Consider the following 24,589-nt stretch of genomic DNA (forward strand, 5'->3'; position numbering starts at 1 on the left):
ACCGGCTTTTCAAGATCCGCGCAGTCGGCCGGGCGTGGATGGCCGGGACGAGCCCGGCCATGACGGGTGCATCTGGATGTCAACCGGACCTCACTCAGGCGCCCGGGGCATCGGCGAAGCCGACGGGGACGGCGGTGCGTGGTTGGGCGCTATCCAAGCGGGCGGGAAGCCTTGGTTCCTCCAAAATGTTTCACGTGAAACAATGGGTTAGCGCGGACGAACAGCGGTTTACTGAGGCTTCACCGTGCCTTTCCGGCAGATGACACCGTTTTTTCGGGCGAACGTTCGGCGCGAATGAATCCGGCCGGCATCCGCGCCCTACGGATAGCCGTAGCGGGCGCGGATGGCGGCGAGCTGGTTGCGCGACTCGCTATCCTTGCCGGCGGCGCAGGTGGCCTTGGGCGTCGCGAGGTCGGACGAGATCCGCTTGAAGACGCTTTGGTTGAGATTGCCGCTCGCCGCGTCCGCATCCACCACCTTCATGAAATTCGCCAAGGCCGAGGTGCAGCTGGCCGCGCCTGCGGTCGAATCGGCGGCCGAGCCCATGGCGGCCGGCGCCACCGCGGGCGGCGGGGATGAGGTGGTGGTACAGGCGGCAAGAAGCAGCCCGGCGAGAAGCAGCCCGGCGAGGGTGCAGGCGGACAGGCGAGCCTTCATGGCATACTCCCGTTCAAGACTGTGAAGGGTGGCGCCTCGCGCGGTCCGGGGCAAGGGGCAGTGATGAGGCACGCGGCGCGGAGAAACGTGTTCTGTGTCGGCGCGGCCCGGCGTGGACCGCACGCCCCTCGGCGCGCCTCCTCAGCGCGCTTCCTCAACGCGCCTCTTCAACGCGCCTCTTGGCGTAGGCATCGCGCGGGAAACTGCGTCGCCCGCGCGCGGCCTCCTTGTGCCGCCGTCGCAATTCGTCTATCAGGGCCGTTAGAGAGCCATTGAGTGAGCGAGCCGCGAACCGTGTCGTCACATCGGACGAACTGCGCAGGTCCCTCCTCCCGCACCCCCTGGGTGGCGGGAAACGCTCTCATTCTGCGCGCGCTCCTTCTCCTTAGCCGCCCCTGAGGGCCGGCCGGGCGCTGCGCGCCTGGGCACTCAGGGGATCGGATCTGAACGAGACATCAGCGCAATTGCGGCCCGCCCTCCCTTAAGACGCCAGATGCGCGCGGGAGACCGGCCGAGACCCGAGAAGGACCGAGCCAATGACCTCCCATACCGACGCCTCTCATTCCGAGACGCCCGCCGCCACCGGCTCCGAGAAGGACCGCGTGGTCATCTTCGACACCACCTTGCGCGACGGCGAGCAATGCCCCGGCGCCTCCATGACCCTGGAAGAAAAGCTCCAGGTGGCGGAATTGCTGGATGAAATGGGCGTCGACATCATCGAGGCGGGCTTCCCCATCGCCTCCATCGGCGATTTCGAATCCGTGGCCGAGATCGCCCGCCGCTCCAAGCGCGCCGTGATCGCCGGCCTCGCCCGCGCCATTCCCGGCGATATCGCCCGCGCCGGTGAAGCGGTGCGCCATGCCCGGCGCGGCCGCATCCACACCTTCGTCTCCACCTCGCCGATCCATCTGGAACACCAGATGCGCAAGACGCAGGAAGAAGTGCTGGAGATCATCACCGCCACCGTCACCCAGGCGCGCAACCTGGTGGAAGACGTGGAATGGTCGGCCATGGACGCCACCCGCACGCCGCTGGATTATCTCGCCCGCTGCGTGGAAGCCGCCATCAAGGCCGGCGCCACCACCATCAATCTGCCCGACACGGTCGGCTACGCCACGCCCGACGAATATCGCACCATGTTCCGCACCATGCGGGAAAAGGTGCCGAACGCGGACAAGGCGATCTTCTCCGTGCATTGCCACAATGATCTGGGCCTGGCGGTGGCGAATTCGCTGGCCGGCCTGGAAGGCGGCGCGCGGCAGATCGAATGCACCATCAACGGCATCGGCGAGCGCGCCGGCAATGCCGCCCTCGAAGAAGTGGTGATGGCGCTGACCGTGCGCCGCGACGTGCTGCCCTATACCACCGGCGTGCAGACGCAGATGCTGACCCGCGCTTCCAAGCTGGTGTCGGGCGTCACTTCGTTCCCGGTGCAGTACAACAAGGCCATCGTCGGGCGGAACGCCTTCTCGCATGAGAGCGGCATCCATCAGGACGGCATGCTGAAGCACAACCAGACCTATGAGATCATGACCCCCGAGAGCGTGGGCGTCACCAAGACCTCGCTGGTCATGGGCAAGCATTCCGGCCGCGCCGCCTTCCGCGACAAGCTGAAGACGCTGGGCTACGAATTGGGCGAGAACGCCCTGAACGATGCCTTCACCCGCTTCAAGGACCTCGCCGACCGCAAGAAGGTGGTCTATGACGAGGACATCGAGGCGCTGGTGGATCGCGGCATCGCCGCCGCTTATGACCGCACCAAGCTGATCTCGCTCTCCGTCATCGCCGGCACCCACGGCCCCCAGCGCGCCACCATGAAGCTGGAAGTGGACGGCAAGGTGATGACCGAGGAAGCCGAGGGTAACGGCCCGGTGGATGCCACCTTCAACGCCATCAAGGCCCTGGTGCCGCACCATGCCAAGCTGGAGCTGTACCAGGTCCATGCGGTGACCGAGGGCACGGACGCGCAAGCGGAAGTCTCCGTGCGCCTGGAGGAGGATGGCAAGGTGGTCACGGCCCGCGCCGCCGATCCCGATACCCTGGTCGCCTCGGCGCAGGCCTATATCACCGCGCTCAACAAGCTGGCCGTGAAGCGCAACAGCGTGAACGCGCAGGCCGCTGTCGGCTGAGCAGCCGGGTATTTCTGGCGGTCGCTCGATCGAAAGCTTCGTCATGGCCGGGCGTGTCCCGGCCATCAGGCGGGTGCCCAGGAGGCGGGCGTCCATCAGGCGGGTGCCCAGGCGCGGCGTCCACCCGAGATGAGGCGAAGAACGCGCCGACGGTTGGGCGTGGATGCCCGGCTCAAGGCCGGGCATGACGACCGAATAGCGGCCGTTCAAGTGAATTTTTGAGCGAACACAAGGGAGAAGGGCCGGGCGCATTTGCCCGGCCCTTTTTCATTTGCCGTCCTTGTCGCCACCCGGACCACCCGCGCCAGGAGGAGGACCACCCGGACCACCCGGGGGAGGACCGGGGGGCCGCTCGGCTTGCGGCGGTTTCGCGGCGGGCGGCGGACCGGCAGGCCGTGGCCGCGCCGGCTCTGCCTGGGGCGCGCGCTGGGCTGGCGGCGGGGCGGCTGCCGGCCGCTCCACCTGCGGCGGGCGTTCGGCCTGAGGGGGCCGCTGGGCTGGGGGCGGCGGCGCCGGGCGTTCGGCCTGCGGCGGGCGATCTGGCGGAGCGGGTCGCTCGCGCCGCGGTTCCGGGCGGGCGGCGGCCGGCGGCGGGGCGGGCCGTTGGGGTGCGGCCTCGCGCTCCTTCTGCGCAGGGCGCTCCGGTGCCTCGCCACGCGGGGCGGGCGGAGGCGCGGTCTTCTCCGCTGGCGCGCCGCGTTCGGCCGGCGGGGCGCGATCCGGCGTGCGGTCCGGGCGATCCGGCTGCGAGGGCCTCTGGGGCGCAGGCTGGCCGGCATTCGGAGGCGGCGGCGGGCGATCCGGCGGACCCTTGCGGTCGTCCGGGGCACCGGTGCGCGCGCCCGGCGGGCGTGGCGCATCGGGGCGTGGCGCATCGGGGCGAGCGGAATCGGGACGCGGTGCGCCGGGCGGCGTCGTCGGCCGCGCCGGAGCGGGAGGCGGCGGCGCTGCGCGGTCCGGCCGCTCGGCCTCGGGCGGGCGCGGGGCATCGGGGCGGGGCGCCCCGGGCGGCGGCGTTGGGCGATCTGGCCGCGCCGCGCCGGACGGCGAATCGGGACGGGGTGCGCCAGGAGGTGGGGCACCGGGAGGCGGTGGGGCATCCGGCCGCCCTGCAGCGCCGGGCGGCGGTGCGGGGCGCTCTCCGGGACCGCCGGGCGCGGGGGCGCCCGGCGGCGGAGGAACCGCCTGGGGCGTCGAGGGGGCGCCGGCGGGAGGGCGCGGGTTCGGCACTTCCGGCTTCGGCGCCTCGGGACCGGGCGATTGGGCCGGCGTCGCGGCGGGCGTTCCGGCGGGCGCCGTGGCGGGCAGGGCATCCGGGCGCTCGCGCTGCAGGCGCTGAATCACCTCGTCGGCGCGCTGCTGGCGCTGCTGGAACACGTTCTGCTGCGCCTGCTCGCGCTGGCGGATGGCGCGCGTGCGCTCCTGCTCGAAGGCCTGCGCGTTGCGCTCGGATTGCGACCAGCGCTGCTCCAGCTCGCCGCGCTCGGATTGCCGGAAGCGCTGAAGATCGCGCTGGTAGGCCTGCCGGTCGCCATCCCAGCGCGCCGCGCGCAGATCCTGGCGCTGCTGAATGCCCAGCACCGCCAGCAAGGCGGCCGAGGGGGCGGAGAGGCCCGGCCCGTCGGTGCGGACATATTGATTGATCACCACCCGCCGGTCGGGCGCGATCTCGCGGCTGTAGCGCGGCGGCGCCACCGCCGGCCCGCGCGCCACGAAGGGACGATAGATGCCGATATAGGTGCCGTTCGGCGCGATGAATTCCTCATTATAGCGGTCCACATGGACCATCTGGCGCGTCACCACCGGGGTGGCCGCGATCCCGGCGAACGCGTCCGCTGCGACGAACCGCGTCATCATCGCGCCGTCGCGATAGACCGGGTCGTATTCGCGCGGGTCGTTCTCCAGCCAGGGACCGATCTGCGCGATCGGCTCCACCCGCACGCCAAGGTCGGGGGCGGAGATATAGCGGTCCTCGACCACCACCCAGCTTTCCGCGACCGGCGCCTCATAGCGCTTGGGGGCGCCATAGGCGAAGCCGCGCGCGTCGGGGGCGATGGGTGCCCAGCCGGTGCGTTCGCCGCCGCGCCGCCATTTCACCCAGGCCGGCGCCCAGGTATCGCCCGGCACCCAGAACCAGCCATATTCGGGCTCATAGCCCCAGCGGCCGTAATGATAGGTGGCCCAGGCGAACGGCTCGCCCGATTCCCAATACCAGCCGGCATCGGTCCAAATCCAGCGGCCCTCCTGATACGGCCGCCAGGAGGCATCGAGGCCCGAGGGCACCCACACATAGTCATATTCGGGATGGGCGACCCACGTGCCGTGCTCGGCGAGCGGGGCATAGAATACGTCGATGTTCACCCGCGCCTGCGCGTCGCCGGAGGCTTGGCCGGGCGATCCGCCGCCTTGCGCCCAGGCGGCCGTCGCCGGTCCCTGGAGGAGGAAGCTCACCGCGAGGCCGGCAATCAAAAGCGGGCGAGAAATCTCGGTCATTCATGGGTGCTCCGTTGCACCATGCACAACGACGGCGGCGCGCGCCGGTTCCCGTGGCGAAAATAGAACAACAAGGCAAATCATAGACTTATTGGAGGCAATGTGGTTTTGCGCTGTCGTTTTTGCGAAAATCCCGAGCGTGGTGCAGTGCAAACCCGTCCTCCTTTGGGGAAGCTGTGAAAAAATAAGAGTAAAGTCCGGCTTGACTGGAGCCCCGCCGACCTTCTTCAACGTAAGCAGGGGAATATTCTCGCAGGCCAAAAAAGCCCCCGCCGCTTTCATGGAGGACCCTATGCGCATGAAGCACGCACTCGTCGCCGCCGCTGCATTCCTTGGCCTGGCCGTCGGCCCGGCCGGCGCGCAGCCGGCCTATCCCACCCGCCCCATCACCATGGTCGTGCCGTTCTCCGCTGGCGGCCCCACCGACACGGTGGCGCGCCTCGTCGCCGAATCCATGTCGAAGACGCTCGGCCAGCAGATCATCGTCGAGAATGTGGGCGGGGCGGGCGGCACGCGCGGCGCAGGCCAAGTGGCGAAGGCCAATCCCGATGGCTACACTGTGCTGCTTCATCATATCGGCCAGGCGACCGCGGCCACGCTGTATCGCAAGCTGCCATACAATGTGATCACCGATTTCGAGGATGTCGGCCTCGTCACCGCCGTGCCCATGACTTTGATCGCCAAGCCCGGCTTCGAGCCGAAGACGATCACCGAGGTGATCGACTATGTGAAGAAGAACAAGGATCGCGTCACCTATGGCAATGCGGGCGTGGGCGCCGCCTCGCACCTGTGCGGCATGTTGTTCATGTCCGCCATCGGCACCCAGATGACCACCGTTCCCTATCAGGGCACGGGCCCGGCCATGAACGATCTCGTGGGCGGCCAGATCGACCTGTTGTGCGACCAGACCACCAACACCACCGGCCAGATCAAGGGCGGCAAGGTGAAGGCCTATGCGGTCACCACCAAGGACCGGGTGAAGTCTCTGCCCGACCTGCCCACCATGCAGGAAAGCGGGCTGAAGGACTTTGAAGTCGCGGTGTGGCACGGCGTCTATGCGCCGAAGGGCACGCCCAAGGAGATCGTCGACAAGCTCAACGCCGCGCTGAACACGGCGCTGGAAGATCCCAAGGTGGTCGCCCGCTTCGCCGACCTCGGCACCGAGCCCGAGCCCGAGGATCACCGCAGCCCGGCCTACCACAAGCAATTCCTGGCGGCGGAAGTCGCCAAATGGAAGCCGGTGATCGAAGCCGCGGGCGTCTACGCCGACTGATCGCGCGAAGGCGGCGCATTTTGCGCGGCCTTGGATACGGAAACGTCCGGCGGGCACGCGCCCGCCGGACGTCCTGTTCGCGATCGAGGAACGCCGCGATCGAGGAACGCCGCGCCGCCGCCCTGCGGGGCGCGCCGCCAAGAAATCAGGGATGGGGTCGATGGGGTTCATTCGCAATCCGAAGGATGTGTTGTCCGGCCTGCTGTTCATCGCGCTGGCGGTGATCTTCGGCCTGCAAACGCAGCAATTGGCCATGGGCACGGCGGTGCGCATGGGGCCGGGCTATTTCCCGCTGCTGCTTTCCGTCCTGATGGGAATTTTCGGCCTGATCGTGCTCATCAACGGCCTGCGCTTCGAGGGTGACCGCACCACCTCGATCGCTTGGCGCGCCCTGATTCTGCTGACGGCCTGCACGGTGTTTTTCGGCGCCGCCATCCGCCCGCTCGGCTTCCTGCCGACGCTCGGCATCACGGTGTTCGTCTCCGCGCTCGCCAGCCAGAAGTTCCGCCTCACCACCGCGCTCGCCATCACCGCCGTGATGGTGGTGTTCTGCTGGGCGGTGTTCATCCTCGGCCTCGGCCTTCCCTTGTCCCTGCTCGGCCCCTGGCTGGGCGGCTATTGAGGAGCGCGCCGTGGAACTCATCGACAATCTCAGCCTCGGCTTTTCCGTCGCGCTCTCGTTTCAGAACCTGTTCTACTGCTTCATCGGCGTGCTGCTGGGCACGCTGATCGGCGTGCTGCCGGGGCTCGGGCCGATCGCCACCATCGCCATGCTGTTGCCGATCACCTTCGGCCTGCCGCCGGTGTCGGCGCTGATCATGCTCGCGGGCATTTATTACGGCGCCCAATATGGCGGCTCCACCACCGCGATCCTGATCAATCTGCCGGGGGAATCCTCCTCCGTGGTGACCGCCATCGACGGCCACCAGATGGCGCGCCAGGGGCGGGCGGGGGCGGCGCTCGCCACCGCCGCGCTGGGCTCGTTCTTCGCCGGCACGGTCGCGACCTTTCTGCTGGCGGTGTTCGCCCCGCCGCTCGCCGACCTCGCGCTGCAATTCGGGCCGCCGGAATATTTCTCGCTGATGGTGCTCGGCCTCGTCGCCTCGGTGACGCTCGCGTCCGGCTCGGTGGTGAAGGCGCTGGCGATGATCGTGCTCGGCCTGCTGCTGGGCCTTGCCGGCCAGGACATCTATACCGGCGTGCCGCGGTTCGATTTCGGCGTTCCCGATCTCGCCGACGGGTTCGATTTCGTGGCGCTGGCCATGGGCATGTTCGGGCTCGGGGAAATCATCCGCAATCTGGAAGACGAATCCCAGCGCAGCCTGGTCGCCGCCAAGGTGAAAAGCCTGATGCTCACCAAGGACGAGTTCAAGGCGATCATCGCGCCGGTGATTCGTGGCACCGTGCTCGGCTCGTTCCTGGGCATCCTGCCCGGCGGCGGCGCTATGCTCTCCTCGTTCGCCGCCTATTCCATCGAGAAGAAGATTTCCAAGACGCCGGGGCGCTTCGGCAAGGGCGCCATCGAGGGCGTGGCGGGGCCGGAGAGCGCCAATAATGCCGGCGCGCAGACCTCCTTCATCCCCATGCTGACCCTCGGCATTCCCTCCAACCCGGTGATGGCGCTGATGATCGGCGCGCTGATCATCCAGGGCATCACGCCCGGGCCGAACGTGGTGACAGAAAAGCCGGATCTGTTCTGGGGCGTGATCGCCTCCATGTGGATCGGCAATTTCATGCTGGTGCTGCTGAACTTGCCGCTGATCGGCATCTGGGTGCGGCTGCTCACCGTGCCCTACCACATCCTGTTCCCGGCCATCGTCGCGTTCTGCTGCATCGGCGTCTACAGCGTGAACAACAACACGTTCGACGTCTACACCATGGCCCTGTTCGGGGTGCTGGGCTATGTGCTGGTGAAGCTGGATTGCGAACCCGCGCCGCTGCTGCTGGGCTTCGTCATCGGCCCGATGCTGGAAGAATATTTGCGCCGGGCCATGCTGATTTCGCGCGGCGACGCCACCGTGTTCGTCACCCGCCCGATCTCCGCCGTGCTGCTGTTCCTGGCGGTGGCCGCGCTGGTGGTGGTGCTGCTGCCCTCGGTGCAGAAGACGCGCGAGGAGGCGTTCAAGGAATGAGAAAAGCGCCGCCCGAAAAACGGCGGCGTTTTCCACAGGTCGCGCTGGACAGGGCAAAATAGCTCTGCTACACGACCACCTCCCGACGAGGACACGTCTTCGCGGCGGGGCGCATAGCTCAGTTGGTAGAGCAGCTGACTCTTAATCAGCGGGTCCTAGGTTCGAGCCCTAGTGCGCCCACCATTTAAATCCAAAGACGCAGGTGGTTTCGCCGTTTCAGTTTCAAGACCTGAAACGGTTTTTGAAACGGTCTTCGCTTCGGTTTGCGACGGGGCCGCACGGCCTGCGATTCTGCGCGATGCGCTTCTCGTGCCGCAAGCGCGTCGGATGTGGCCAAGGCCCAGGGCATCGCAATTCCAGGCAATCGGGCCGTGGGGGTGTATCGAAACGACTTCGCGCGCTGCATGCTCGCGGCAATGCTGCCCGCCGACACCCCAGGCACCGGGTTCCACATCCTCGATGGTGACTCATGTGACCTGATGCAGGCCCTCGCCCTCCGCCGAGAGCATGGCGTCGGTGACCTTGCGGATCATGTCCTGCTTCTGCTGAAGCGTCAGGTAGCCCCCTCAGCCTCGCAGTCCATCCTGCTGTTACACTTTTCGCGTTGTGCGAGGCGGGCTGCCCATTTCGGCCGTGATGCCTCCGGGATGGCGGCCGGATCCGTCATCGGCCATCTCAGCGCTTCTGCTGCGGCAGTGCGGACCGGGCGATGCTCTCCAGGAGCGCGCGGTTCTCGCCCAAGCGCGCGAGCACGCGGACCGAGATGACCGCCGACAGGAGGCGGCGGGCAACATCCTCTGAGCGCATGCCGGCGTCGACGGAACCCTCCTGCTGCGCCCGTTCGATGGTGCGGCGAAAGCCGTCTTCCACTTCCTTGAGACCGTTCCTGATGTCCGCACCGAGTTCAAGATCAATGGGCGCGACCTCCATGGCGGCGTTCACGAGGAGGCAGCCACGGCGGTCGGAGAGGGAGGCGGCAACGAGGTCCGCGAAGAAATCGTGCAGAGCGGCCAGCGGATTGGCGGCGGCATCGAGCTCAGCCATCCGGCGCCGCGACGAGAGATCAAGATAGCGCTGGAGCGCGCGGACGAACAGTCCCCGCTTATCTCCGAACGCATTGTAAAGGCTTGCCCCGCCCATCTGCATCCGGGCCGCGAGGTCCCTGATGGAGGTCGCGCCATATCCGTTCTGCCAGAAGCCGGCGACGGCGGCGTCGATGACCTCTTCTTCGTCGAAGGCGCGGTGTCGTCCCACGGGGCGTGCTCCTTGAAACGTGACCTGTGCATTGGGAATCTTCGTTGATTTTTTTAGATCGCGCGATCAAAAAAAACAAGCACCGATTTCTCAGGAGGACCTTCATGAAACGACTGCACCCGCTGCTCGCCGGGCTGACCTGCGCTCTGGTCCTGCTGGGATCGCTCTCCGCTTCCGCCGCCGAGCGCAAGCCCTTCGACCCGGCCGTCTTTGCGGCTGCCCAGGCGGCGAGTGCGCCCATTCTGGTGGAGATCTCGGCCCCCTGGTGCCCCACCTGCAAGGCGCAAAAGCCGATCATCGATGCCCTGGCCGCGCAGCCGGAGACCAAGGCTTTGGTCATCTTCGAGGTGGATTTCGACACGCAGAAGCCCGTGGTTCGCAGCTTCAACGCGCAAAGCCAGAGCACCCTGATCGCATTTCGGGGCAAGACCGAGACGGCGCGGTCGGTGGGCGACACCAACCCCGCTTCGATCGCCGCGCTGGTGAAATCGTCACTCGCCCGGTGAGGCGCGGTTCATGACCTTCGGCGACAGCTTTCTCGCATTCCTGGCCGGCATCCTGTCGACGCTGTCGCCATGCGTGCTGCCCATCCTGCCCTTGGTCTTGGGGGCAGCGGCCTCGCAACATCGGCTGGGGCCTGTCGCATTGGCGGGCGGCCTTGCCTTGTCCTTCGTCACCATCGGCCTCTTCGTCGCGACCATCGGCTTTTCCATCGGTCTCGATGCCGGGGTGTTTCGGGCCGTCGCAGCGGTGCTGCTGATGGCGGTCGGCCTCGTTTTGCTCGTGCCGATCTTCCAGGCGCGCCTGGCAAATGCGGCAGGTCCGGCGTCCGGCTGGGCGCAAGAGCGGTTTGGCGGTTTCTCCGCCACCGGGCTGAAGGGGCAGTTCGCCGTCGGGCTATTGCTCGGTGCGGTCTGGAGCCCCTGCGTCGGTCCTACCCTCGGGGCCGCGTCCGTGCTCGCCGCCAAAGGCGAGAACCTCGGCGAGGTCGCCCTGGTCATGCTCGCCTTCGGCCTCGGCGCGGCCTTGCCGCTGCTGGGGCTGGGGATGCTCTCGCGCGAAGCCATGATGCGCTGGCGTGACCGGCTGGCGCAGTTCGGCCAAGGCGGAAAGTCCGTGCTCGGCGGCCTCCTCCTCATCATCGGCCTGCTCATCCTGACGGGCCTCGACAAGCGCCTGGAGGCGGCCCTGGTGGAGGCTTCCCCCGCATGGCTCACCCATTTGACCACGCAGTTTTGACCGGTCGCCGCATGCGGAGGCAATCCATGACTGGCCTCGACATTCCGTTTCTGCACCAGCCATTGCGCACGCTCGGGGTCGTCCCGCCGTTCGATCGTGATTGGCGTAGTGTATAGAGAGCGCCGCTGGCTGCGAGCCGAGGACAGCGGGACCGAAACCGACGAGGAGGGCATCCACATGAATTGCGCACCGCTTCAAGGAATCAGGGCCTGCGTCTTCGACGCGTACGGGACCCTGTTCGATGTCACGTCTGCGGCACAGGACTGCTCCGATGTGCTGGCGGACAAATCCGCCCCGCTTGCCGCGCTGTGGCGCGACAAGCAGCTTCAATACACTTGGCTGCGCGCCGCGCAGGGACGGCACGCTGATTTCCATCAGGTGACCGGTGATGCGCTCGATTTCGCCCTGGAGACCCTGGCGATCAGCCATCCGGGCCTGCGCGAGCGCCTGATGGGCCTTTATTTCACCCTGCGCCCCTTTCCCGAGGTGAGTGAAGTTCTGCATCGCCTCAAGGCGGCCGGACTGCGTCTTGCCATCCTGTCCAACGGCAGCCCCGCAATGCTCGATGCCGTGGTCAAGGCCGCTCAGCTCGGCGACGTCCTCGACGCGGTGCTGTCGGTGGAGGAAGTCGGGGTCTTCAAGCCCCACCCCAAGGTCTATCAGCTTGCGCTCGACCGGCTGGACCTGCCCGCGTCGGCTGTGTCCTTCCAATCGTCCAATGCGTGGGACGCCCACGCGGCTTCGGCGTTCGGGATGCGGGTCATCTGGTGCAACCGCTATGGGCAAAGACCCGAACGGCTTCCCGGGAAACCCGATCGCGTGGTGACGTCCCTTGCCGCTCTCCCAGACCTGGTCGGGGCGGCTTAGGCGCGCTCAAGACGGCCGCCCTTTGACTCTGACGGATTTTTTCAAATCTAACCCGAATTTTCCACCTGATAGTAGTAATGGAAATTACTAGCCTATTATACATCAACTAATATATGCGTTTTGTTGCTTTATAATTTTCGATAAAACGACATATACGATGGTTTATTTTAAATAAATTTCCGGATAATTTCGGATTTAAATGGGTTGGGTATTATTATTCCGTCAACAACGGAGTAAATTCCATGTCTATCAAATCTACCTTGCTTTCCCTCGGTGTCGCAGCCACCCTTTTGTCTGCTGCCGGCACCGCCTTCGCCGATCCGTATACGGCGAAGGAAAATCAGATGCAGCGCGCCGTCTCCGCCGAAGAAAGCCTGACGCCAACCTCGAGCACTGCTGCCGCAACGGAGCAGCAAAAGTTCGAGCGGCCCAGCGCTTTCGATACCCCGGGGCCCTATTACGCCCCTGACGGTGTGTTGCAGTCCGGCAATCCACACTGGGGCCCCGCCCAGGATGCGGATGACAATTGAGCGCTATTCACCAAGAGGAAAAGGGGCTGATTTTCGGATCAGCCCCTTTTTTATGATCGAACTCAGGGATGTCCTCAATAATGCCTCTGCTCGGGTGCCAGCGGCGCGGACCTCAGCTTCCATGCCCGGTGCCCGGCCCTCCATCTGGACCGCTTCGGTCGCTCGAGCGATATCTCAAAACTCAGCAATCGGTCTTGTGGAGCTTCAGAATGCGGCCGGTCATGGGGTTTGCGATCGCCCGGAGATAGGCCCGCGCGACCTCCCGAGCGGAGACAGGTGTGTAGCCCAAAAAGTAGGGGTGGAAGGCAGTCGATTCTGCAAGAACTGTTGGGCTGATGCAGTTGATGCGCACGCCCCGGGGTAGTTCTGCCGCCGCTCCCCTCACAAAGCCCTCGACCAAGTGATTGACCGTCGTGCCGATCGTTCCAGCGGGAATTCGCTCGTCGCTGAGGATGCCCGAAATCAGCGTAAAGGATCCGCCGTCGGCGATGAACGGCAAGGCGGCCCGGACAAGATTGATCTGGCCCATGCCTTTTTCGGTGATGGATTTTGCCCATTGTTCGTCAGTCGCCAACTCGAACGGAGCGGGGAACACATCGCCGGCGGCGCTCGCAACCGCTTCGAACCTTCCCAAATTGCTGAACAAGGCTTTCAAGCTCTCCGGGCTGGTCATGTCAGCTTGCCGATCACCGGATTTCCGTCCGACCGCAACGACTTCATAGCCGTGCTCCTGCAGCATCTGCTTGACGGCGGAGCCAATCGTGCCCGTACCAAAGACAACCGTCTTCATGTTGTTTCTCCTTCATGATCATGAAGCTCGAACCGGTGCGTTGCTTGAAAACTGCGTCTACGCGGGAAACAGCAGCGCGATTATCATCGCCATCGTCAGGGCGCTGAAGAGTGTGCTCGCGATTACGATGGAGCCGTCGGTTGCCGAATCCTGCCCGTAGCTGACCGCAAAGAGAATGCCGAAGAAGCCGGAGGGAATGGCGGCGAGGAGAATGGCCACCCGCGCCGTGTCCATCGGCACGGAGAGTCCGATGACCGCGGCGCCGGCCAGCAGCGGGCGCATGATGTCGGCCACAAGGGTAGCGGCGATCACCTTCCAGGACGGCCGGAACGGCTGGGCTGAAAGCACCAGGCCCGTCAGGAAGAGAGCGACGCCCGCGGCCGCCTGTCCGATCAGCGAGAGGCTTGCCGCGGCGATGGAATAAAGCTCAATGCCGGCCAGCGACAGCGCGATGCCCGCCATGGGCGCGAGCACCACCGGCTTCGTCATGGCACGCCTCAGCGCGTTCGCGATGCGCTTACTCCCGCCCTCGCATTTCGCGTCTCTCCGGGCATGAAGCTCGACGATGACAAGCGTAATGGGGCTGACCATGATGGAGCCGGCGGCGATGGCGACGGCCACCTGGATCTGCCCCATGGGCCCGAGAACTGCGGCAGCGATGGGAAGGCCCACGCCCGCGAGATTGGGGAAGGCGACCGTCAGCGCCTGAAGCGCGGCATCGCCGGGATCAGCCGCCAGGAACCGCCGCGCGCAGGCATACCACCCCACATATATGGCGAGCATGACGGCGCTGAGCAGAAGAAACAACGGGACCTCGGCAATGATCTCGCTGCGCGGGGCCGAAGCCATGGCGACGAACAGGGATGCCGGCAGCGCGAATTCCATGGTGAGGGAATTCAGGCTGCCCACGTGCTGGTTGTCGATCTTCCGGGCTTTCCCGGCAGCGTAGCCCAGCGCCATCACGAAGAATAGCGGCGCAAGCGCCATCATGATTGCATGGATCATCGGCGGATAACCTTTCCCGTGTGCTGGAACCACAGGAGCAGGATGCGGCGGATCAGCCGGTTGTCATGTAAATAAATGAAAATTCGGCAGCCCCCACTGGCGGTCTCGCCACCCATGAGCAGATTCTCTCTCTCACAGGGTGATCCTCCAGGTTTTTTTTATACCTTGGTATTATTACATTATGCGAAGATAGAACAACTTAAAACCATCCGGCGATCAAAATATAAAATATCAACATTACAGTGATTTTCGCAAATTTTCGCATCTTTACTCGTATTCCAGGCCTGTTTCTGGGAGTTTTCTTCTCGCCAATGGGGCGCACCCGCCCTGCAATCGACGAGGTAATGCCATGTCGTTCCGCCGTATCCGCCCCGCTTTGATGCTCGCATCGCTGCTCGCTTTGGCCGCTCCGGCCACGGCTTCGGCGGAGCCCATCAAGAACATCGTCCTGGTGCACGGCGCCTGGGTCGATGCCTCCGGCTGGAAGCCGGTCTATGACATCCTGAACAAGAAGGGCTTCCGCGTCTCCATGGTCCAGGAGCCCGAGACGTCGTTCCAGGACGATGTCGCCGCCGCCAAGCGCGTGCTCGACATGCAGGATGGACCCACCATCCTGGTCGGCCACTCCTACGGCGGCTCCATTATCACCGAGGCGGGGGTGCACCCCAAGGTGGCCGGCCTCGTCTATGTCGCCGCCCATGCTCCCGATGTGGGCGAGGATGAGGGCGAGCTCGGCAAGAAGACGCCGAGCGTGCTGGCGAAGACGCCGGGCGCCATCGAGAAGACGCCGGACGGCTACACCTATCTGAACCCCAAGCTGTTCGCGAAACTGTTCGCGCCGGACCTGCCGAAGGAGCAGGCGGAATTCGAATCCCGCTCGCAGGTGCTCGCCAAGGCCGAGGTGTTCAGCACGCCGCTCACCGCTGCGGCGTGGAAGACCAAGCCCAGTTGGGGTATCGTGGCCGGCAACGATCAGATCATCAATCCCGACCTGGAGCGCTTCTATTACCAGCGTGCCAAGGCGCCCTTTATCGTCATCGAGGGCGCCAGCCATTCGGTCTATGAATCCCATCCCAAGCAGGTCGCCTCCGTGATCGAAGAGGCCGCCCGCAAGGTCGGCGAGCCGAGCAATTAGGCAACCCCGATGCCGTCGCGCCGCCCAGGCGCGGCGGCTTTCTTCCCGGTGCATGAGGTTCGCCCATGACTGCCCCATCGAATAGTCCATCGCAACGCGCATGGGATACGGCCCGCCAATCGCGCGACCAGCGCCTGTCGGCCGCCAGCCCCTATGCCAGGGGGAAGCTTGTCTCCCACCAGGATGCGACGAAGCTTCTGGAGGCGGTGGTGCGCCCGGGAGACCGGGTGTGCCTGGAGGGTGACAACCAGAAGCAGGCGGACTTCCTCGCCGCCCGGCTGGCCGCGGTTGATCCCTCCGTGGTGAAGGATCTGCACATCGTGCAGTCCGGCGTGGTTCTCGCGGAGCATCTCGACCTGTTCGAGGCCGGCATCGCGCGAAAGCTGGACTTCTCCTATTCCGGCCCACAGGGCGCGGCGCTCGCGCGGGCGCTCAAGGCCGGCAAGATCGAGCTCGGGGCAGTCCATACCTATCTTGAGCTGTTCTCGCGCTATTTCGTCGATCTCACGCCCCACGTGGCGCTCACCGTGGCGCGCGCGGCGGACCGCGACGGCAACCTCTATATGGGGCCGAACACCGAGGATTCGCCCGTGGTCATCGAGGCGACCGCCTTCAAGCAGGGCATCGTCATCGCCCAGGTGAACGAGCTGGTGGACACCGTGCCGCGGGTCGACGTGCCGGGCGACCGGGTGGACTTCGTCGTGGTCGCGCCGTCGCATTTCTATGTGGAGCCGCTGTTCACCCGCGATCCGGCGCAGATCACCGAAACGCAGATCCTCAGCGCCATGATGGCGATCAAGGGCATCTACGCGCCCTACGGCGTGAAGCGCCTGAACCACGGCATCGGCTTCAACACGGCGGCGATCGAGCTGATCCTGCCCACCTATGCCGAGCGGCTGGGACTGAAGGGCAAGATCGCGACGCACTTCGCCCTGAACCCGCATCCGACCCTGATCCCAGCCATCGAGACCGGCTGGGTCGAGCAGGTGCACAGCTTCGGTTCGGAAGTGGGCATGGACGACTACATGCGCGCGCGGCCGGACATCTTCTTTACCGGTCGCGACGGCTCCATGGCCTCGAACCGCATGTACTGCCAGTCGGCTGGCCTCTACGCGACCGACCTGTTCATCGGCTCGACGCTGCAGATCGACCTGCAGGGCAATTCCTCCACCTTCACCCGCGACCGCATCGCCGGCTTCGGCGGCGCCCCGAACATGGGCTCGGACCCGCGCGGCCGGCGGCACGCCAGCGATGCCTGGCTCAAGGCCGGGCGCGAGGCGGCGGGCGACGCGCAGGCGCTGCCGCGCGGGCGAAAACTCGTCGTGCAGATCGTCGAGACCTTCGGAGACAAGATGGCGCCCACTTTCGTCGAGAGCCTGGACAGCATCGAGCTCGCGAAATCCCTCGATCTCGCCTTGCCGCCGGTGATGATCTATGGCGACGACGTCTCCCACATCCTCACCGAGGAGGGCATCGCCAACCTCCTTCTGTGCCGCACGCCCTATGAGCGCGAGCAGGCGATCCGGGGCGTCGCGGGCTATACCGATGTCGGGCGCGCGCGAGACCGCAAGACGGTCGAGGAATTGCGCGCACGTAAGGTGATCCAGCGGCCCGAGGATCTCGGTATCGACCCGCTGAATGCCAATACGAGCCTGCTTGCCGCGCGCTCCATCAAGGAGCTGATGCATTGGTCGGGCGATCTCTACGACCCGCCCCACAAATTCCGCAACTGGTGAGGAGCCGGCCCATGGAAACCCTCAAATTCCGCCACACGACACGTGGCCCCGCCGCCGGCATGATCCGCAGCGCCCTCGTCGGCGTCGTCGGCTCCGGCAATCTCGAAGTCCTGCTGGAACGCACGCTCCAGGCGACCGAATGCACGGTTGAGATCGCCACCCCGGTGCGCGGCTATGACGAGGTGTGGGAGGCGGTCATCGCCGACTTCGTCGAGCGCGCCTCGCCCGGCGGCCTGCGCATCTCGATCAATGACGGCGGTGCCCGGCCCGATACGGTGATGCTCCGGCTGTTGCAGGGCGCGCGGACCATGGAGGTCGGCCATGACTGACATGCGCCTCATCGAAGCCGGCTCCGTGAGCTGGTTCCTCTCAACCGCCCGCGAGCGCCTCGTGCATCTGCTCGATCAGGGCAGCTTCACCGAGTTTCTGCCGCCGACCGAGCGGGTGCAGAGCCCGCACCTCGCCTTGTTCGACCTGCCGGCGGCCTTCGACGACGGCATGATCGTCGGGCGCGGGCGACTTGAAGGGCGCGACGTGCTGGTGGCTGCGCAGGAGGGCCAGTTCATGGGCGGCACCTTCGCCGAGGTCAGCGGCGCCAAGCTCGTCGGCTTGCTGCGCGCGGCGCGCAACGATGCGAAGCTGCCGCGCACGATGCTTCTGCTGCTGGACAGCGGTGGGGTGAGGCTCCAGGAGGCCAATGCGGGCGAGCTGGCCGTCGCCGAGGTGATGCGCGCCATCGTGGAGGCGCGGGCCGCCGGAGTCGCTGTGATCGCGCTGGTGGGCGGACGGGCGGGCGCCTTCGGTGGCGCCGGGCTCACCGCCGCCACCTGCTCGGCCATCGTCATCTCCGAGCAGGGGCGCACGGGTGTCACGGGCCCGGAGGTGATCGAGACCAACAAGGGCGTCGAGGAATTCGACTCGCAGGACAAGGCCCTGGTCTGGAGCGTGACCGGCGGGCGCACCCGGCGCCTCATCGGCGGCGCAGATGCTTATGCCGATGACAGCATTGCCGGCTTCCGAGGAGCTGCCCTTGCGCTCATCGACCGCGCGCCAACCTTCGATCTCGCGACGCTCAAGGCGGAGCAGGCGCGGCTCGCCGTGCGGGTCGAGCGCCTTGGTGCGTGCAGCGTGGCGACGCAGATGTGGGCCGCCCTCGGCCTCCCCGATCCGCAGGCTATCGGCAATATGGACGACGACGCCTTCCGGGCGGTGGTCGCGGGCGTGGAAGGAACAGATCATGACGCTCGATGAGATCCTGGACAGCCTTTTTCCCGCGGGCCATGTCGTCGCGCGTCACGCCGATCATCTGATCCTCGGCACCGGCAAGCGCGCCGATGGCGGCACGGTCGAGGTGATCGGCATCACGGACGGCGAAGCGCTCGGCATCACCGGCATCCTGCCGCTGGCGGACCGCGTGCTCGACATCATCGCCGCGGGTGGCACGGCGCCGATCCTGGTCGTCGTCGACACCCAGGGACAGCTCATGTCCCGCCACGACGAGATGCTCGGCCTCAACGAATATCTGGCCCATCTGGCGAAATGCCTGCACCTGGCGAGCCGGAGCGGCCATCCCACCGTGGGGCTGAACTATGGCAAGGCCGCCGCCGGGGCCTTCCTCGCCACGGCCGGCGCCACGGACATCCTCATCGGCCTGCCTGGCGCCGAGCCGGCGGTGATGGACCTGCCTTCCATGGCGCGGGTGACCAAGCTGCCGCAGGCGAAGCTGGAGGAGCTGTCCAAGACGACGCCGGTCTTCGCGCCGGGTCTTGCATCCATGACTGCGGTGGGAGCCGTGGCGGAGGTGTGGGATCCTGCAAAGCCTCTGGCGGACCAGTTCGAAGCAACGCTGGCGGCTATCCCCTCCCACGATGTCCGGGACACGCTCGGTGCCGAGCGCGGCGGCCGCCCCGTCGCGGCGCAGATCGCGCGGCGCGTGGCGGATCAGGCCTCCGGTGGCCACCATGCCTAGCCATCCCTATCGCCGCCATGATTTGCTGCGGATCGAGCCGAAAGCGTGGCGCGGCATGCTCGCCGCCACGCATGGCGTCGACCCTCTCGCCGGAGAGGCCCGGCAGCTGGTCGAAGGCTGGGCCGGACGCGGCTGGCCGGTGATCGTGCGCCGCTGCGGCGCGAACGACCGGGACGACATCGCGGTCGGCCTGCCGCTGCCGCCCGCGCTCGGCAAGCTGAGGCTCGGCTTCTTCATTCCCGCCGACAGCGGGATAAACGCCATTGCGGCCGTCTCGCCGGCCGAGGCGGCACGGTCGGTCCCCACCACCCTGCGGCCGCAGTTGGAGGCCATCACGGCCCTTGCTGTACGGCTTGGGTTACGGCCAGCCGTCTTCGGGGCGCTGCTCTGGCAGCACCTGACGGAGCTTGCCTATCTGCGGCCCGGCTCTGACATCGATCTGCTTTGGCCGGCGCCGCGCCCGGATAGGCTGGACGAACTGCTCGAGGATCTCGCAGCACTCGATGCCGCAGGTCCCGCTCGGCTCGATGGGGAGATCGTCCTGCCCGCCGGCGAAGCCGTCAACTGGCGCGAGCTGCATGGCGCGCTTGTCCGCGCCGGCGGCACGGTCCTGGTCAAATCCATGCACGGAGCGGAACTCAGATGCGCGCGACGCCTCTTCGCGTGACCGCAGGCTTGCCGAAGCGCGCTCCGGCGCAGGGCCGGGCGCCGCTCGCGCCCGCCGATGCCGACCGGATCGGCCAGATGGCGGCGGATGCGCTGCTTGCCGAAGTGGACACCTGGCCGAAGCCCGGCCTCGTCAGCCCGCTCGACAATGGCAGCCATGACGACATGGATTACGGAACGTTCTTGCGCAGCATTGCCGCGCTCCGCCCCTTTTACACCGAGCTCGCCGTCGCGGGTTCGGTGGATGCCGACATGAACGCGCTGCGCCGGATCGGCCAGCACGCGGAAGACGCCATGCTCGCCGCCACCGGCGGGGTGAACACCCATCGCGGCGCCATCTTTGCGCTGGGGCTGCTTTGCGCGGCCGTAGGCGCGGCGGGCGCCGAGCGCTCCCCCCTTTCGGCCGAACGGCTGATGCTGGCCGTCGGCAAACGCTGGGGCAGCGAGATCCTGCGCGGTCCCATCCCGCTGAACAGCCATGGCAGCGACGCGCTGCGGCGCTACCGCGCCGGCGGCGCGCGGTCGGAGGCGGCACAGGGTTTCCCTCACGCGCGGGACATCGGCTTGCCGGCGCTGCGAGCCGGACGGGCACTCGCGGGCAACGAGGACGCCGCGCGCGTGCATGCCTTCTTCGCGCTTCTGGCGGCGATGGAGGACACCAACCTGCTCCATCGCGGCGGCGCCGAGGGCCTGGCGGATGCACGCGCTGACGCGCGCGGCTTCCTCCTTGCCGGCGGCGTGGGCCGGGCCGACTGGCTCGCCTACGCCACCGCCGTCCACCGCCGGTTCGTCGCACGACGCCTCAGTCCCGGCGGCTCGGCCGATCTTCTCGCCGTGACGATCTTCCTCGACCGCGTTGAGCGCGCGCCTTGAGCGGCATTGCAATTCTATGCTCGGGGCAGGGCGGCCAGGGCCCGGACATGTTCGCGCTCGTCGCATCCGAGCCGGCGGCGGCGGCGGTCTTCGCGGCAGCGGCCGCGGTGCTTGGCGGCCACGATCCGCGCGACCTCGTGCGGCAAGGCGAGGCGGTCATCCATCGAAACGATGTGGCCCAGGTGCTGTGCTGCACGGCGGCGTTGGCGGCGTGGGCCGTGATCGGTCCGGCCGCGCCGCGCCCGCTCGCCATTGCCGGCTATAGTGCCGGAGAAGTGCCGGCCTGGGCGGTCGCGGGCATCATCGATGTGAAGACGGCTTTTCATCTGGTGGCGCGCCGCGCCGGCCTCATGGACGAGGAGACGCACGAGCCTTGCGGGCTTGCCGCCATCGTCGGCTTGCCCGGCACTGTGGTCGACGGTATCTGCCGTGCCCACGCGCTCAACATCGCCATTATCAACGGCCCATTGCATTTCATCGTCGGCGGCCGCGCGGCCGGCCTTCAGCCGGCTTTGGCCGATGCCGCGGGCCGCGGCGCCACCCGCGCGACGATGCTGCCCATCCACGTGGCCTCGCACACCCCGCTTCTTGCGGCCGCAAGCGAGCGCTTCGCCGTGGTGCTCACACATGACGTGGCAGATACGGCCCTGCCGGGTGGCGTGCGGCTGATCAGCGGAATTGACGGCATGCCGGTTCGCAACCTCGCCGGGGGCCTCGCCAAGCTCGCCGCGCAGGTGTCCACAACCATCGATTGGGCGGGCTGCATGGATGCCTGCCGTGCCGCCCGCCCCGCCCGTGTGCTCGAACTTGGCCCCGGCAATGCGCTGGCGCGGATGGCGGGCGAACTTGCGCCCGGCATACCGGCGCGCAGCGTCGCGGACTTTCGCACCGCGGAGGGGCTGCGCCGCTGGATCATGTCGGCGCCTTGAACGCACTGCGGGTCAAATCCGCCGTCCATCAGGAAAGCCGTCGACCGACCGATCTCATTCGACCGGAGTGATCATCCCTTCACTGGCCCGTTCGCGCCCGCTTTGCGCGTAAGCATGACGGCACAGGCCGCAAAGAGGAGAATGCCGCCGAGCACGGCGAAGGTATCGGAAAAGGCCATGATGAGCGCCTGCTGGGCCACCAGCTTGCCGAGCAGGATTTCGGCCTGGTGATAGGCCCGCTGCGGGTCCGGTATGCCGTGCTGGAGGAAGTAGTCCTGCATCTGCGCCAGAAAGCCGCGCGTGGTCTCGGCATAGGGCGTCACCGACTGCCCGATGATGTTGGAGTGGAACTGCTCGCGCTTGCTGATCACTGTGGCAAGTGCAGCCGTGCCGACGGCGCCGCCCAGGCTGCGCATCATGTTGAAGATGCCAGAGGCGGCGGCGGACTGGGCTGGCGAAATGCCGAGCATGGCGATGCCCGTCAGGGGAGAGAGGACGATCGCCTGTCCCAGCGCGCGGACGATGTTGGTCCACATCAGCTGGTCGCCGCCCACGTCGAGATCCAGATGGGTGTTCATGAAGCAGCTGGCCGCGAAAATGGCGAGCCCGACGCAGACGATGGCGCGGGAATCGAACCGCTTCAGCAGCATCGGCACGAAGGGGATGATGAGGAGCTGCGGCAGCCCCACCCAGGCCAGGACCATGCCGATCTGTTCGGCATTATAGCCCTGGACCTCATCGAGATAGCTGGGCAAAACGAAGACCGAGCCGAACAGGGCGCAGCCCACCATGGTGTTGGCGAGCGTGCCGAAGCCGAAATTGCGTCCTGTCAGCAGACGCAGCTGGACGGCCGGCTTCTCAATGGTGAGCTCGATGGCGATGAAGATGGTGAGGCACACCGCTGCCACCGCCGACAGGTGCAGGATCTCGGGGGAGCCGAACCAGCCCTTCTGGTTGCCTTCGTCCAGGACCGTCTGGAGCGCCCCCAGGCCGACCGCCATGAAGGCGATGCCGAACCAGTCGCCTTCCCTCAGAAGCTCGAGCCGCATGGGCGCGCGCTCGAGCGTCGGATAGAGCAGCGCGAGCATCACCGCGCCGGGGATGATATTGACGAAGAACACATATTGCCAGCCGTAATGCTCGGTCAGGTAGCCCCCGATGGTGGGGCCGATGGACGGCCCGAAGGTGGCCGTCATGGCGAAGGCGGCAATGCCCAATGGCCGCTGGTGCAGCGGCAACTTCGTCAGAATGATCGTGAAGGCCATCGGGATCATCACGCCGCCGCTGAATCCCTGGAGCCCGCGCAGCACGATCATCTGGCTGAGGCTGGTGGCGAACGCGCAGCCCACCGAAAAGATCAGGAACAGCGTGGCATTGCCGATCAGGAGGCGGCGGAAGCTGAAGACGCGGCTCAGATAGTCCGTCAGCGGGATCATGATGATCTCGCCGATCAGATAGGAGGTGGAGATCCACGTCCCGTTGTCGGAGCCGGTGCTGATGCCGCCCTCGATCTGCGGAAGGGAGGAATTGGTGATCTGGATGTCGAGGACCGCGATGAGTGCGCCGAGCATGCAGCCGGTCACAGCGATCCAGGTGCGAAGGCTCGCACCCTCCGGACCGTCCTGCGCGCGGGCGTCCATGTCACTCCTCCCCCGTTGCGGGCCTGCCCTGGGAGGATGGCGCCATGGTGGGCGCTGCCATATCGAGCGCCGCCGCCGCAGGAGGAGAAGTCGGCTCCCGCACCGAGATGGTGGTAGTCACCGACATGCCCGGTAGAAGCCGGCCGGCCAGCGGATCGGTGCGGTCGATGGTGACCTTCACCGGGATGCGCTGGACGATCTTGGTGAAATTGCCGGTGGCATTGTCCGGCGGAAGCAGGGCGAATTCCTGCCCGCTGGCCGGCGCGATGCTATTCACCACGCCGCGGACGGGGGTGCCGGGGAACGTGTCCACGGAAATGCTCACCGGTTGGCCCCGCCTCACATCGGTGAGCTGCGTCTCCTTGTAGTTCGCAACGATATAGGCCGCCTGTAGCGGGACCACGGCGAGAAGCTGCGTGCCGGGCTGCACATACTGGCCGACGCGCAGCGTGCGGGCGCCGACCACGCCGTCGACGGGCGCGCGCAGCGTCGTATAGCCGAGATTGAGCCGCGCTTGGTCGAGGACGGCCTGATTGTGCGCAAGGGTCGCCTTGGCCTGCTCCAGCTGGGCCTTTAGCGTATCGGCCTGCTTCAGGGCCGCCAGCAAGGCGGCCCTGTCCTTGGCCAGGGTCGCCTTCGCCTGCGCGATGGCCGATGCCGCCTGCTGGGCGTTCTGGACGCTGCCATAGCCCTCATTGGCGAGCGTGGCGTAGCGCTTGTCGTTCTGCTCCGCATAGAGTTCGGCGGCCTGATGCACGTCGATGGTGGCCCGCGCCTCGTCGATCAGCGCCTGTTGCTCGGCGATCTGCGCGGTGAAGTTCGCGATGCTGGCCGTGGCCTGGGTGACATCGGCCCGGGCTTGGTTGACGCTCGCCTCATAGTCGCGCGGGTCGATGGTCGCCAGGATGTCGCCGGCCTTGACGGTCTGGTTGTCATTCACCTCGACGGTGCGCAGATAGCCGGAAACCTTGGGCGCGATGGTGACAACGTCCGCCTGCACATAGGCATCGTCGGTCGTCCGTTCGAACCGCCACGACGTCCAATATTCGAACCCGGCATAGGCGAGGCCGCAAAGCGCCAAAAGCCCCACCGCGCTCACCAGGAGCAGGCGAAAGCGGGAGTGGGCCGGCCGCTGCTCGGGGGGCGGAGCAAGCGGCGGCGCATCGGGAAGGTTGACCGGCGGCACGACGCGCTCGGCCGTGGCGGGAGATGGATTCACGGCGATGTTCATGGGTCGCCCTCCAGGCGGTCGGGTATCGTCGGAGCATTATC

The 24,589-nt window shown here is 66.6% G+C and carries 23 protein-coding genes and 1 tRNA gene; 17 read left to right on the forward strand and 7 right to left on the reverse strand.

Going from position 1 to position 24,589, the window contains the following annotated elements; genetic code table 11:
* Positions 1-318: 318 nt before the first annotated feature.
* Positions 319-657 (reverse strand): hypothetical protein, encoded by a 339-nt coding sequence (locus V5G24_RS06225; protein ID WP_394086041.1) that lies wholly within the window; start codon positions 655-657, stop codon positions 319-321.
* 536 nt (positions 658-1,193) lie between these two features.
* Here V5G24_RS06225 and V5G24_RS06230 point away from each other — a divergent pair.
* Positions 1,194-2,786, forward strand: coding sequence for a 2-isopropylmalate synthase (locus V5G24_RS06230; RefSeq protein ID WP_394086042.1), 1,593 nt, complete (start codon positions 1,194-1,196; stop codon positions 2,784-2,786).
* A 267-nt stretch (positions 2,787-3,053) separates the two neighbouring features.
* On the opposite strand, the gene V5G24_RS06235 is transcribed toward V5G24_RS06230, so the two are convergent.
* On the reverse strand, positions 3,054-5,279 hold the full coding sequence (locus tag V5G24_RS06235; protein WP_509292287.1) for a DUF6600 domain-containing protein: 2,226 nt from the start codon (positions 5,277-5,279) through the stop codon (positions 3,054-3,056).
* A 292-nt stretch (positions 5,280-5,571) separates the two neighbouring features.
* On the opposite strand from V5G24_RS06235, the gene V5G24_RS06240 reads away from it, so the two are divergent.
* The 4 genes from V5G24_RS06240 (at position 5,572) to V5G24_RS06255 (ending at position 8,867) form a co-directional block, all read left to right on the forward strand.
* Positions 5,572-6,552, forward strand: coding sequence for a tripartite tricarboxylate transporter substrate binding protein BugD (locus tag V5G24_RS06240; protein WP_394086049.1), 981 nt, complete (start codon positions 5,572-5,574; stop codon positions 6,550-6,552).
* 160 nt (positions 6,553-6,712) lie between these two features.
* The gene (locus V5G24_RS06245; protein ID WP_394086050.1) at positions 6,713-7,174 is read left to right on the forward strand and encodes a tripartite tricarboxylate transporter TctB family protein; all 462 of its coding nucleotides are present in this window, start codon (positions 6,713-6,715) and stop codon (positions 7,172-7,174) included.
* 10 nt (positions 7,175-7,184) lie between these two features.
* A complete protein-coding gene (locus V5G24_RS06250) occupies positions 7,185-8,684 on the forward strand; it encodes a tripartite tricarboxylate transporter permease (RefSeq protein WP_394086051.1) in 1,500 nt (499 codons plus the stop codon).
* Between the two features lie 107 nt (positions 8,685-8,791).
* A tRNA-Lys gene (locus V5G24_RS06255) sits at positions 8,792-8,867 on the forward strand.
* 492 nt (positions 8,868-9,359) lie between these two features.
* Here V5G24_RS06255 and V5G24_RS06260 read toward each other — a convergent pair.
* Positions 9,360-9,938: a TetR/AcrR family transcriptional regulator gene (locus tag V5G24_RS06260; protein ID WP_394086052.1), complete on the reverse strand. Its 579-nt coding sequence runs from the start codon at positions 9,936-9,938 to the stop codon at positions 9,360-9,362.
* A gap of 104 nt (positions 9,939-10,042) precedes the next feature.
* On the opposite strand from V5G24_RS06260, the gene V5G24_RS06265 reads away from it, so the two are divergent.
* The 4 genes from V5G24_RS06265 (at position 10,043) to V5G24_RS06280 (ending at position 12,574) form a co-directional block, all read left to right on the forward strand.
* Complete coding sequence (locus tag V5G24_RS06265; RefSeq protein WP_394086054.1) at positions 10,043-10,444, forward strand: thioredoxin family protein; 402 nt, start codon at positions 10,043-10,045, stop codon at positions 10,442-10,444.
* Between the two features lie 10 nt (positions 10,445-10,454).
* On the forward strand, positions 10,455-11,177 hold the full coding sequence (locus V5G24_RS06270) for a cytochrome c biogenesis CcdA family protein (RefSeq protein WP_394086055.1): 723 nt from the start codon (positions 10,455-10,457) through the stop codon (positions 11,175-11,177).
* Between the two features lie 177 nt (positions 11,178-11,354).
* Positions 11,355-12,044 (forward strand): haloacid dehalogenase type II, encoded by a 690-nt coding sequence (locus V5G24_RS06275; RefSeq protein WP_394086056.1) that lies wholly within the window; start codon positions 11,355-11,357, stop codon positions 12,042-12,044.
* 242 nt (positions 12,045-12,286) lie between these two features.
* The gene (locus tag V5G24_RS06280; RefSeq protein WP_394086057.1) at positions 12,287-12,574 is read left to right on the forward strand and encodes a hypothetical protein; all 288 of its coding nucleotides are present in this window, start codon (positions 12,287-12,289) and stop codon (positions 12,572-12,574) included.
* Between the two features lie 181 nt (positions 12,575-12,755).
* Here the strand turns inward: V5G24_RS06280 and V5G24_RS06285 are convergent, their stop codons facing one another.
* Both V5G24_RS06285 and V5G24_RS06290 read right to left on the reverse strand, forming a co-directional pair.
* Positions 12,756-13,364: a short chain dehydrogenase gene (locus tag V5G24_RS06285; protein ID WP_394086058.1), complete on the reverse strand. Its 609-nt coding sequence runs from the start codon at positions 13,362-13,364 to the stop codon at positions 12,756-12,758.
* A gap of 57 nt (positions 13,365-13,421) precedes the next feature.
* Entirely contained in the window at positions 13,422-14,369 is a 948-nt protein-coding gene (locus V5G24_RS06290; protein ID WP_394086059.1) for an AEC family transporter, read from the reverse strand.
* Between the two features lie 349 nt (positions 14,370-14,718).
* On the opposite strand from V5G24_RS06290, the gene V5G24_RS06295 reads away from it, so the two are divergent.
* The 8 genes from V5G24_RS06295 (at position 14,719) to V5G24_RS06330 (ending at position 21,677) form a co-directional block, all read left to right on the forward strand.
* Positions 14,719-15,504: an alpha/beta hydrolase gene (locus V5G24_RS06295; protein WP_394086060.1), complete on the forward strand. Its 786-nt coding sequence runs from the start codon at positions 14,719-14,721 to the stop codon at positions 15,502-15,504.
* 65 nt (positions 15,505-15,569) lie between these two features.
* On the forward strand, positions 15,570-17,240 hold the full coding sequence (gene mdcA, locus V5G24_RS06300; protein ID WP_394086061.1) for a malonate decarboxylase subunit alpha: 1,671 nt from the start codon (positions 15,570-15,572) through the stop codon (positions 17,238-17,240).
* An 11-nt stretch (positions 17,241-17,251) separates the two neighbouring features.
* Positions 17,252-17,569, forward strand: coding sequence for a malonate decarboxylase acyl carrier protein (gene mdcC / locus V5G24_RS06305; RefSeq protein WP_394086062.1), 318 nt, complete (start codon positions 17,252-17,254; stop codon positions 17,567-17,569).
* Positions 17,562-18,491, forward strand: a complete 930-nt coding sequence (locus V5G24_RS06310; RefSeq protein ID WP_394086063.1) for a biotin-independent malonate decarboxylase subunit beta — start codon at positions 17,562-17,564, stop codon at positions 18,489-18,491. Before mdcC ends, V5G24_RS06310 begins: the two co-directional genes overlap by 8 nt.
* A complete protein-coding gene (gene mdcE, locus V5G24_RS06315; protein WP_394086064.1) occupies positions 18,478-19,209 on the forward strand; it encodes a biotin-independent malonate decarboxylase subunit gamma in 732 nt (243 codons plus the stop codon). Before V5G24_RS06310 ends, mdcE begins: the two co-directional genes overlap by 14 nt.
* The gene (gene mdcG, locus V5G24_RS06320; RefSeq protein ID WP_394086065.1) at positions 19,202-19,876 is read left to right on the forward strand and encodes a malonate decarboxylase holo-[acyl-carrier-protein] synthase; all 675 of its coding nucleotides are present in this window, start codon (positions 19,202-19,204) and stop codon (positions 19,874-19,876) included. The genes mdcE and mdcG overlap by 8 nt, the downstream gene beginning before the upstream one ends.
* Positions 19,852-20,748 (forward strand): triphosphoribosyl-dephospho-CoA synthase MdcB, encoded by an 897-nt coding sequence (gene mdcB / locus V5G24_RS06325; RefSeq protein WP_394086067.1) that lies wholly within the window; start codon positions 19,852-19,854, stop codon positions 20,746-20,748. The genes mdcG and mdcB overlap by 25 nt, the downstream gene beginning before the upstream one ends.
* Before the next feature lie 47 nt (positions 20,749-20,795).
* Positions 20,796-21,677, forward strand: coding sequence for an acyltransferase domain-containing protein (locus V5G24_RS06330; RefSeq protein WP_509292288.1), 882 nt, complete (start codon positions 20,796-20,798; stop codon positions 21,675-21,677).
* 71 nt (positions 21,678-21,748) lie between these two features.
* Here V5G24_RS06330 and V5G24_RS06335 read toward each other — a convergent pair whose 3' ends face one another.
* Both V5G24_RS06335 and V5G24_RS06340 read right to left on the reverse strand, forming a co-directional pair.
* Complete coding sequence (locus V5G24_RS06335; protein ID WP_394086069.1) at positions 21,749-23,317, reverse strand: MDR family MFS transporter; 1,569 nt, start codon at positions 23,315-23,317, stop codon at positions 21,749-21,751.
* 1 nt (position 23,318) lies between these two features.
* Positions 23,319-24,548 (reverse strand): HlyD family secretion protein, encoded by a 1,230-nt coding sequence (locus V5G24_RS06340; protein ID WP_394086070.1) that lies wholly within the window; start codon positions 24,546-24,548, stop codon positions 23,319-23,321.
* Positions 24,549-24,589 lie beyond the last annotated feature (41 nt).

Source organism: Roseixanthobacter finlandensis (assembly GCF_043195105.2).
Classification (GTDB): Bacteria; Pseudomonadota; Alphaproteobacteria; order Rhizobiales; family Xanthobacteraceae; genus NCEH01.